Raw genomic sequence first — 10,478 nt, forward strand, 5'->3', positions numbered from 1 at the left:
TCGGCACATGGCGAAGCGGGACCGATCGTGATAGGCCTCGGCCAACCGGCGGCTGTCGTCCAGAATGACTCCGGCCGGCTGGATGACCTCGTCCGGGGGCAGCCCGCCGGCGCTGCGCCCCAGGGACATGCTTCCCCGGCAGGGATGGAAGCGGATCCCCAGGGTCGCGGCCGCGTGAATCTGGGCGTCAATCAACCGTCCCGAAGCCCCGGCCGGAAAGACGTAGTGGTGATCGGACGAGGTCGTGCAGCCGGTCCGGAGCAGTTCGCCCAAGCCGACCAGGGCCCCCGCCTCGACCGCCGCCTCATCGAGCTCCCGCCAGACCTCGTAGAGCCGGACCAGCCAGGGAAAGAGCGGGATGTCCTGGGTGGCCGGGATGTTCCGGGTGAGGGTCTGGTAGAGGTGGTGGTGGGTGTTGACGAGCCCGGGGATGACGACCATCCCGCGGGCGTCGATGACTTCGTCGAAGGTCCGACCGGAAGCCGCGGCGGCCTCCCCGAGGCCGGTTCCGATGGCCGTGATGGCCGGCCCGTCGATGGCGATGTCGGCGTTCTTGAGGCGCCGGCCGGCGTCGTCGAGGGTGATCACCCAGGACGCGTTCTTGATGAGCAGGCTCAACGCGCGGACACCCCCGTGTAGGCCGCCTCCGGCGCGGTGAGGCGCTCGATGGCCTGCCGCACCAGCGCCCTGACCATCGCCAGCCGGTACTCGGCCGAGGCCCGGACGTCGTCCCGCGGGGCCACCTCACCGGCGGCCGCCCCGGCCGCTCGGTCGATGGTCGCCTCGTCGATGACCTGCCCGATCAGGGCTGCCTCGACCCCCCGCGCCCGGATGACCGATTGGTGCAGGTTGCCCAGGGCGACGGCCGCGCGGCGGCACCGGCGGGGGTCGCCCGGTTCCATCTCCAGACGCATGGCCACGCTGGCCACCGAGATGGCCATCGCCTTCCGCTGGGCGAACTTGATGTAGCCCGATCGCTCCGTCGGCGACTGGCCGGGGATGAGGATGTGCGTCAAGAGCTCATCCCGGCGCCGGTCGGCCGTACGGGCCCCGACAAAGAACTGGGTCATCTTCACCCGGCGTTCGCCGGCGGTCGACCGGAGGACCAGCTCGGCATCCAGGGCCATCAGGGCCGGGAGGGAGTCGCCGGCCCGGGAGCCGGTGATGCAGTTGCCGCCCACGGTCCCGAGGTTCCTTATCTGCGGGGAACCGACGGTCAAGCACCCCTCGGCCAGGAGTGGGACGTGCCTCAGAACGTCTGGTGAGGCCGCCGCCCGGGCGTGGGTGACCAGGGCGCCGAGGCGGACGGTCGGCTCGCCGTTGGCGCCCGCCGTGGCAACCGCGGCGCCGGCCGGCTCGAGTCCAATCCCTCGCAACTCATCCAGCCGCGAGATGTCGAGCACGCGGGGCGGGTTCTCGCGGCCGCTGCGGATGCGGAGATGGAGGTCGGTCCCGCCGGCCAGGACGGCCGTCTCCTGCCCATGCTGGGCCAGGAACTGGAGGGCGTCCGGCAGGCTGGTGGCGATGTGTAATTCGATCGGCTTCACTTTGACCCCCCCTGTCCGTTGAGGGCCCGCCAGACCCGTTCCGGGCCGGCCGGGAGCTGATCCAGGTCGGCCCCGACGGCGTCGCGGATGGCGTTGGCCACGGCCGGAGCGGTCGGGAGCATGACGTGCTCGCCGATGCCCTTGGCCCCGTATGGTCCGACCGGGTCGGGCCGCTCCACATTGACCGTCGTCAGCTCCGGCGGCATGTCGAGGACGGTTGGGATGAGGTACTCGCTGAAGTTGCGGGTCCAGACTCGCCCGTTATCGCGGAGTTTGAACTCCTCCATGACCGCGTAGCCGAGACCCATGATCAGCCCGCCGCCGACCTGTCCCTCGACCATCAGCGGGTTCATCACCTTGCCGACGTCGACGGCGGTGAATACCCGCTCGACGGCCACCGACCCGGTGGCCTGGTCGACGGCCACCTCGACGATCTGGGTGATGTATCCGTAACTGATGTGCGGGTTGCCGGCCCCGGTCTCGGGGTCGAGGTCGCTCGTCGGCCGGACGTCCTGGGTGTTGAAGGTGAATTCGGCTTCCACCACCCGCGCCTCCGGCGCGACCTGGCCGGAGTAGTCGCGGACCAAGTTCTCCCGTTTGAATTCGGCCTGCCGGCAGGCTTCCTGCACGGCCTTACCCGAGATGTAGGTGTGCCGCGAGGCCGAGGCGCTGCCGGCGTCGGGGGTCAGGCTGGTATCGACGGTGTTGTACTTGATCGCCTCAATCGGCAGCTTCAGCTCCTGAGCGGCGATCTGGACGAGGACGGTGTGAACCCCCATCCCCACCTCGGTGGCGGCCGTGAACAGCTCGGCCGAAACCGGATGGCCCTTCTCGTCGACGGTCAGGAGGACCCTGGCCGTCGAGCGGTCCTTGAACCCGAAGCTGTAGCCGATGTTCTTGAAGGCCGTGGCCACGCCGACGCCGCGGCGCCGTCCATCGGCCATCGCCGGCAACTCGGGCTTGACCCAGCTTCCGCCGACCGACTTCCAGCCGGCCGCCAAAGCCGCGCGGCGTAAGGTCTCCTTGACCGCCACCGCCGGCGGGACCGGACCCCCGGTGGGTTGGATCGAGCCCTCGTCCCATAGGTGGCGCAGGCGGAAGGAGATCGGGTCCTCCCCGAGGGCCCGGGCGAACTTGTCGATGTGCTGCTCATAGGCCACCGGCGGCTGGGCCGTCCCGAAGCCGCGCATGGCCATGGTCGGCGGGTTGTTGGTGTGGACGACGCAGGCGTCCACCGAGACGTTGGGGATGTCGTACGGCCCGGTGGCCACCGAAAGGGCCCCGGGGACGACGGCCTTTGAGGACGACGAGTAGGCCCCGGCGTCGGCGATGACCTCGATCTTGGCGGCGGTCAGCCGACCGCCCTTGGCTCCCCACCGGTAGCGCATGATCATCGCGTGGCGCTTGCCGTGGCAGCGGACCGACTCCTCGCGGGTCCAGACCATCTTCACCGGCCCGCGGGTCTTCCAGGCCGCCAGGGCGACGATGATCTGCAGCGAGACGTCTTCCCGCCCGCCGAAGGCGCCACCCATGTAGGGGACGACCTCCCGGACCTGATTGCGCCTCAGCCCGAGGGCGTGGGCGATCTGCCGGACGTCGTCATGCGGCCATTGCCCGGCGACCACCAGGGCCACCCGGCCCTCCTCGTCGATCCAGCCCAGGCCGGCCTCGGGCTGGAGGTAGGCATGCTCGACCAGGGGCACCCGGTACTCCGACTCGATGACCAGATCGGCCTCGGCCAGGGCCCGGTCGGCGTCGCCGTGGCGGATTTTCCACCGGCCCAAGACATTGGTCCCCAGCCGCGAATGGAGCACCGGGGCATCCGGGGCCATGGCCTTGATCGGATCGAGGACCAGGGGCAGGGGCTCGTAGGTCACCCTGACCAGGCCGGCCGCCTCGGCGGCGAGGTCCTCGGTGTCGGCGACGACGACGGCCACGGCTTCGCCCGTCCAGCGGACGAGGCCGTCGGCCAGGACCTGCTGGTCCGAGTCGATCAAGCCGTATTCATTGTGCGGAACGTCCCGGCTGGTGAGGACGGCGACCACGCCCGGCAGGGCGGCCGCCGCGGCCGTGTCGATGCCGGCGATCTTGGCGTGCGGTTCGCCGGCCCAAACCACCTTGGCGTGGCGCATCCCCGGCATCGCGAAGTCGCCCGGGTACTTGGCCTGGCCGGTGACCTTCTCGAGGGCATCGATCCGGAGGACCGAACGCCCGACGACTTCGGCCCCCGCCGAATGGCCGGAGGCGCTGTGTCCGCTCACCGCCCCTCACCCGCCTTCGCCGTCGACGCCTCGGCCCCCGCGGCCGCGGTCGCCCTGGTCGCGACCATCGTCCGGGCGGCGTCCTCCACGGCCTCAATGATCTGGTAATAGCCGGTGCACCGGCAGAGGTTGCCGGCCATGGCCTCGCGGATGGTCCGCCGATCGGGGTCGGGGTTCTTGTCGAGGAGGGCCTTGGCCGACATCAACATCCCCGGGGTGCAGTAGCCACACTGGACGGCGCCGTGCTTGATGAAGGATTCCTGGAGGGGATGCAACCGGCCGTCTTCGGCCAGCCCCTCGACGGTGGTGATGTGGCGTCCGTCGGCCTGGAAAGCCAGGATCATGCAGGAGTTGACGGCCTCGCCGTCGATGATCACCGTACACGTGCCGCAGTCACCGGCCGCGCAACCCTCCTTGGTCCCGGTCAGGCCCAGCTGGTCGCGAATGACTTCCAAAAGGCTCAGGCCCGTGCTCACTCGCAGGCGGTACGACTTCCCGTTGACGAAGAGTTCGATGTCCACCTCTTTCAGGTTCATCCGCCTCCCAAAAGGTCAGAGTCGATTGGTCGATGGATGGTCCGACGCGTGGTCAAAGAGCCGTCACGAAGGCTTGACTTCCACGAGACCGAGATCGGTCAACTTCAACTCTGGGACGACCGGCAGGGCCAGGAACGAAAGGGTCATGAAGGGGTCGTAGTCCTCCTTGACGCCGAGCTTGAAGGCCAGGCGCCGGAGGCGGGAAAGGGCCGCCTCGACCTCCTCCACCGGCTTCAACGACATCAGGCCGGCGATGGGCAGGGCCATCGTCCCCAGGATCCGGCCGCCCGAGACCACGGCCAGGCCGCCGCCCATCTCGGCCACGGCGACGACGGCCAGGAGCATGTCGTCATCGCCGGCTCCGGCGACGACGATGTTGTGCGAGTCGTGGGCGACCGAGGTCGCCAGGGCCCCCTCCCTCAGGCCGAAGCCAGAGATCAGGCCGACACCGACGTTGCCGGTGGCCCGGTGCCGCTCGACCACGGCCAGCTTGACCAGGTCGGCCGCGGGGTCGGCGACGAAGCAGCCGTCGCGCACGGGGGCCTTGACCTTAAGGTGCTTGGTGACAATCTGACCGGGGATCAGGCCGATGACGTCGGCCTCCGCTCCCCTGGCCGGGACACCCAGTTGCTCCGGCCTGGGCTCGGCCATCCGGACGGTGTCCGTGACCAGCTGGTCGCGGTAGTCGGGGATGTCGACGACCAGCTTGCCGCGGTCGGCCACCAGCCGCCCATCGTGATAGACCTGCAGCGGCCGGAAGCCCTCCAGGTCTTCGAGGACGAGGAAGTCGGCCCGGTAGCCGGGGGCGACCGCCCCCAGTTCGCCCAGGCCGAAGTACTCGGCCGTGTTGATGGTGGCCATCTGGATGGCCGTCACCGGGTCCAGCCCCTCCCCCACCGCCAGGCGCAAGAGGTAGTTGATGTGGCCTTCGTCGAGGAGGTCCTTCGGGTGGCGGTCGTCGGTCACAAAGAAGCAGCGGCGCGAGGTCTTCTCGTTGACCAGGGGCAGCAGGGCCTTGAGGTTCTTGGTCACCGACCCCTCCCTGATCATCAGATGCATGCCGCGGCGCAGTTTCTCCAGCCCCTCCTCGGCGGTGGTCGACTCGTGGTCCGAGCCGATGCCGGCCAGGATGTAAGCGTTCAGCTCCTTGCCGCCCAGACCCGGGGCATGCCCGTCGACAACCGCGTCGCTCAGGGCTTCGAGCTTGGCGACCATGTCCGGCCGCCGCCCGAGGACGGCCGGCACGTCCATCACCTCACCCAGCCCGAGGACGCGGGTGTAAGTGCGGAGGGCCACCAGGTCGGCGGCGGTGAGCCGGGCCCCGCTGGTCTCCAGGTTGGTCGCCGGGACACAGGACGGGAGCATGATGTGGACCCGCATCGGCAGGTGTTCGGTGGCCCCCAGCATGTAGTGGACCCCGGCCACCCCGCCGACGTTGGCGATCTCGTGCGGGTCGGCGACGACGGCGGTCGTCCCCAGCGGGACTACGGCCCTGGCGAACTGGGCCGGCGTGACCATCGAGCTCTCGAGGTGGACGTGCCCGTCAATCAGCCCGGGGCAGACGATCCGCCCGCGCAGGTCGACTTCCTTGAGCCCGTGGTAGTCGCCGGGGCCGATGACATAGCCGTCCTCGACGGCGAAGTCGGTCTTCAGAATCTCCCCGGTGAACACGTTGACCAGGCGGGCGTTCCTGAAGACGATCTCCGGACGGCGCTCTTCCAGACCGACTCCGACTAGATCGAGGTGCAAAGCGGACCCCTCCGTTCGAGGAAGCGGCCGGCACCGGGACGACCGAGGAATTGCCCGTCCCGATAGATCAGCCGTCCCCGGGCGATCGTCATCGTCACCCGTCCCCGGGCCTTGAGTCCTTCGAAGACCGTGTGGTCGCAACGCGAATGAAGCTCGCCGCGGGCCACCGTCCATTCCCCATCCGGGTCGACAATGGCCAGGTCGGCGTCGCTCCCCGGGGCCACCCTCCCCTTGCGGGGCCAGAGTCCGAAGAGCCGGGCCGGGTTGGCTGCCGTCAGCTCGACCACCCGTTCGAGGCTGAGCCGCCCCTGGGCGGCGCCGGTCAAGAGGGTCGCCAGGATCAGCTCGGTCCCGCCGATGCCGGCCGGAGCGCCGACGAAGGAGCGGGCGGCTGCGGCCTTCTGCCCCTCGTTGAACGGGCAGTGGTCGCTCGAGACGACCTGGACGCTTCCGTCGGCCAGGGCCGCCCAGAGGGCCGCCCGGTCCGCCTCGCCCCGGAGGGGTGGGTTCATCAAGAACCTATAGCCGTCGGGACGATTGTAGCCCTCGTCCGTCAAGAGCAGGTAGTGCGGACAGGTCTCGGCGAAGACCGTGCCGCCCGCCGCGCGGGCCCGCTTGATCTCGGCCAGGCCGGCCGCGGTCGATAGATGAAAGACGTAAAGCGGGGCCGAGGCCGCGTCGGCCAGACGGCAGGCCCGGGCGATAGCCTCGCTCTCGGCCCTGACCGGCCGGCTGGCGGCGAAGTCGGCCATGGTCGTCCGGGCGCCCCGCTGGAACTTGGCCTGGGTGGCCTCGATTGTCTCGTTGTCCTCGGCATGGACCCCGCCGAGCCCGCCAATCCTGGTCGTCTCGGAGAGGAGACGCGACAGGGTCTCGTCTGAGGCCATCAGGCCGCGGGTCCGGTAAGTCAGGTAGAGCTTGAAGCTGGAGACCCCGCGCACGGCCAGCTCGCCGGCTTCGTCGACGTGGCCCGGCTGGACGATCACCCCGTGCAGTCCGTAGTCGATGGCCGCCCGACCGGCCGCCTGGGCCATCCGGGCCGACAGGGCGGCGCCGGCGCTCTGCCCTGGCTCAGGCGTGGCGAAGTCGATGAAGGTGGTTACCCCGCCGCAGGCCGCCGAGATCGAGCCGGACTCGAAGTCGTCGGCCGTGGCCGCGTCACCTGAACCCAGGCCGAAGTGGACGTGGGCGTCGATGGCCCCGGGGAACACGAGCCGGCCGCCGGCGTCGACGACTTCACGGGCGCCGAGGCCGTCCCGCTCGCCGAGCCCATCCGGGCCCACGCTCCCCACCTCGACCACCGCGGCGATCTTCCCGCCGATGATCCCGACGTCGGCCCGGCGGCGGCCCTCCGGCCCGACGACCGTCCCGCCCCTAACCACCAAGTCGAAAGGCTTCATCCGCTCGCCCCCCTCGCCGGCCCAACGTTTGGCGGCTAGGGCCGGCCGCCCATGGTCAGGGCCATGACCGCCTTCTGGACGTGGAGTCGGTTCTCGGCCTGGTCGTAGACGACCGACTGCGGCCCGTCGATGACCTCGTCGGTGACCTCGACGTTACGGTCGGCCGGTAGCGGATGCATGTAGATGGCTTCCGGCGCGGCCAGCTTCATCCGCCTGGCGTCGCAGCACCAGCCGGGGTACTTCTTGATCAGGGCGAGGCCCTCTTCTTTGCTCTTCGTCGTCACCAGAGGACCCCAGCTCTTCGGGTAAACCACGTGGGCGCCCTTGAAGGCCTCGTCCATGTCGTGGACGATCTCGAACTTCGAGCCGGCCTTCCTGGCGTTCTCCTTAGCCTGTTTGACAATGTCCGGCATCAGCTCGAACTCCGGAGGGTGAGCCAGGGTGACGTCGAGCCCGAGGCGCGGGGCCATCAGGATCAGGCTTTGCGGGACCGAGATCGGCCGAACGTAGGCCGGGGCCGAGGTCCACGAGACGACGATCTTCCGGCCCCGCAGGTTCGTCCCGAAGTACTCCCGGATGGTCATCATGTCGGCCAAGATCTGGAACGGGTGATAGATGTCGCACTGCATGTTGAAGACCGGGACCCGGGAGTGTTTGGCCACGTCGTTGAGGTACTTGTTGCCTTCGCCGAGGACCGTGTGCCGGATGGCCAACCCATGCCCGTAACGGCTGAGGACGCAGGCGGTGTCCTTGGCGTTCTCACCGTGGGAGATTTGGAGCTTGTCGGGGGTCAGGTCGTGGGCGTGCCCGCCGAGCTGGGTCATCCCCGCTTCGAAGGAGTTCCGGGTCCGGGTCGAGTTGTCAAAGAAGATCATGAAGAGGGTCTTGTCCTCGAGCCACTTGGTCTTCTCGCCCAGGGCGAACCGACGCTTGAGGTCGTCGGCCGTCTCGAAGACATGCTTCAGTTCCTGGTCGTCGAAGTCCATGTCGGTGATGTAGTTCCGGCCCCGCAACATCGCTCTGCTCACGCCTTGGTCCCTCCTTGCGCCGGGTCCTTCAACGCCGCCGTGGCCGACGTCGGGAAGAGGGCGTACCACGCCGCCGCCTTGACCAGATCGTCGATCTTGACCCATTCCCGAACGGTGTGGGCGAGGACCTCGTTGCCGGGGGCGTAGCCGATGGTCGGCACGCCGTGCACGCCGGCCACGGTCACCCCGTCGGTGCTGAAGACCCACTTGCCCACGGACGGCTTGGTCCCAAAGAGGGCCTCGGCCGCTTTGACCCCGGCGGTCACGGCCGGGTGGTCCTCCGGCGTGACCCAGGTCCGGTACTCCTTGGGCTGCCTGGTCGGACAGCCCGTGTGGCTCCTGGTGTCGTAATCCAGCAGCGAGACCTCGGCCGCCGGCAGCCCGGGGAGCCCATCCCTGGGCGGGGTGGCCTCGGTCGCGGGCAGGCGCCGCAGTTCCTCGAGGGACGACTCGGGCGTCTCCCCCCAGGTCATCCGGCGATCAAGGCAGATCGTGCACTCATCGGGGACGACGCAGAGCGAACCCGACTTGGACTCGATCTTGGTCACGGCGATGGTCCCCTGTCCTAGGAACGCGTCGTCCTTCAGCTCTGAGGCCAGTTCCTGGATGCCCCTCAGGACCTCGCCCATCTTGTAGACGGCATTGACCCCGCGCTCAGGGGCGCTGCCGTGGCAGGCCCGGCCCTTGACGACGACCTTGATCTCGCAGCGGCCCCGATGGCCGCGGTAGATGGCCAGGTCGGTCGGCTCGCCGAGGACGGCCACGGCCGGTTTCTGCCCTTTCGCGGCCATCTCCTCGACGAACCTGCCGGCGGCCAGGCCGTCCGAATCCTCCTCCTGGACCGTCCCGACCACATAGAGCGTGTAGTCCTGGTCCAGCCCGAGCTCCTTGATGATCTTCCCGGCATAGACCATGCCGGCGACGGCCGGCTTCTCATCGACCGCCCCGAGGCCGAAGATCTTGCCGTCCTCGACCTTCCCCTTGAAGGGGTCGTAGGCCCAGGCCGACTGGTCGCCGAGGCCGACCGTGTCGACGTGGGCATCGTACATGATCACCGTGGGCCCATGGCCAACCCGGCCGACGGCGTTGCCGACGGTATCACGGTGGACCTCGTCGAACCCGACCTGGCGCATTTCGGCCAGGATCCGCTCGACCACCGGCCCCTCCTGGCAACTGAAGCTGGGGATGGCGATCAGGTCCCGCAGGAACTGGGCGACCTCGGCGCGGTGGCCTTCCGCCCGGTGAAGGATCTCCTGCTCGAGCAAGTGCGACTCCTCCTAAGACTGTGAATTCCTGGCCTCGGCCCGCCGGAAGACCCGCCGCGGCCGCCCGCGCGTCCCCGCGCTCTCCTGCCCCACCTCGACGACGTGGGCCCGGTCGAGCAGCTTCTTGATCACCCGATGGGCGGTGCGGAGGCCGATGTGCAGTCGCTGGGCCAGGTCCCGGGCGGTGAACTCGCCCGGCAACTCGTCCAGGGCGGCCATCACCCGCTGCAGCGAGGCCACCGCCGTGCCCATCTCCTCGGCCATCTCCAAGAGGGCGGGGTCGGTGTTGCGGACTCCATAGGCCAGAGAGTCATGGCCCAGCGGTCCGATGAGCCGCCGGTCCTCAGTCATCACGAAGCAGTTGTTGACCCCCCGCCGCAGAGCTTCGTCGAGGGCCGCCTTGGCGTTGTCGCCGGCCTCGCCGGCCGTGGCCCCGAGGCCGACCCCGAAGCTCATCGCCAGGCCGGCCGGTCCCAGCTTGTCGACTAATGGGAAGTGTCCGTAGAAGCCGGTGGCCTTCTCGAAGCGGGCCCGGGTGGCAAAGAACTGGAAGTCGTGGCCCCCCGAGTCGATCAGTTGGCCGTCGAACTCCTCAACCTGTGATAGCAGGAGATCGTAGGCCTTCAGGCGCAGCCGCTGAAGCCTGATGGACGAGGCGGTGTCGGCCGACCCGTTACCGTAGCCGTTGCCGT

9 protein-coding genes are annotated in these 10,478 nt (G+C 69.1%); all 9 read right to left on the reverse strand.

Annotated features, from left to right (window positions below):
* The coding region (locus VGL40_07655) for an amidohydrolase family protein (GenBank protein HEY3315134.1) at positions 1–618 on the reverse strand (618 nt) is incomplete at its 3' end.
* Positions 615–1,547: a xanthine dehydrogenase family protein subunit M gene (locus tag VGL40_07660; GenBank protein ID HEY3315135.1), complete on the reverse strand. Its 933-nt coding sequence runs from the start codon at positions 1,545–1,547 to the stop codon at positions 615–617. The genes VGL40_07660 and VGL40_07655, both read right to left, overlap by 4 nt.
* Positions 1,544–3,808, reverse strand: coding sequence for a xanthine dehydrogenase family protein molybdopterin-binding subunit (locus tag VGL40_07665; GenBank protein ID HEY3315136.1), 2,265 nt, complete (start codon positions 3,806–3,808; stop codon positions 1,544–1,546). The genes VGL40_07660 and VGL40_07665 overlap by 4 nt, the downstream gene beginning before the upstream one ends.
* Positions 3,805–4,338, reverse strand: coding sequence for a (2Fe-2S)-binding protein (locus tag VGL40_07670; GenBank protein ID HEY3315137.1), 534 nt, complete (start codon positions 4,336–4,338; stop codon positions 3,805–3,807). The genes VGL40_07665 and VGL40_07670 overlap by 4 nt, the downstream gene beginning before the upstream one ends.
* 69 nt (positions 4,339–4,407) lie before the next feature.
* Complete coding sequence (gene ade / locus VGL40_07675; GenBank protein HEY3315138.1) at positions 4,408–6,093, reverse strand: adenine deaminase; 1,686 nt, start codon at positions 6,091–6,093, stop codon at positions 4,408–4,410.
* A complete protein-coding gene (hydA, locus tag VGL40_07680; protein HEY3315139.1) occupies positions 6,078–7,493 on the reverse strand; it encodes a dihydropyrimidinase in 1,416 nt (471 codons plus the stop codon). The genes ade and hydA overlap by 16 nt, the downstream gene beginning before the upstream one ends.
* A 35-nt stretch (positions 7,494–7,528) precedes the next feature.
* Entirely contained in the window at positions 7,529–8,509 is a 981-nt protein-coding gene (locus VGL40_07685) for an ornithine carbamoyltransferase (GenBank protein ID HEY3315140.1), read from the reverse strand.
* An 8-nt stretch (positions 8,510–8,517) separates the two neighbouring features.
* The gene (locus tag VGL40_07690) at positions 8,518–9,786 is read right to left on the reverse strand and encodes a YgeY family selenium metabolism-linked hydrolase (GenBank protein ID HEY3315141.1); all 1,269 of its coding nucleotides are present in this window, start codon (positions 9,784–9,786) and stop codon (positions 8,518–8,520) included.
* Between the two features lie 12 nt (positions 9,787–9,798).
* The coding region (locus VGL40_07695) for a hypothetical protein (protein HEY3315142.1) at positions 9,799–10,478 on the reverse strand (680 nt) is incomplete at its 5' end.

It is taken from the genome of Bacillota bacterium (genome assembly GCA_036504675.1).
GTDB lineage: Bacteria > Bacillota > Sulfobacillia > JAJYWN01 > JAJZPE01 > DASXUT01.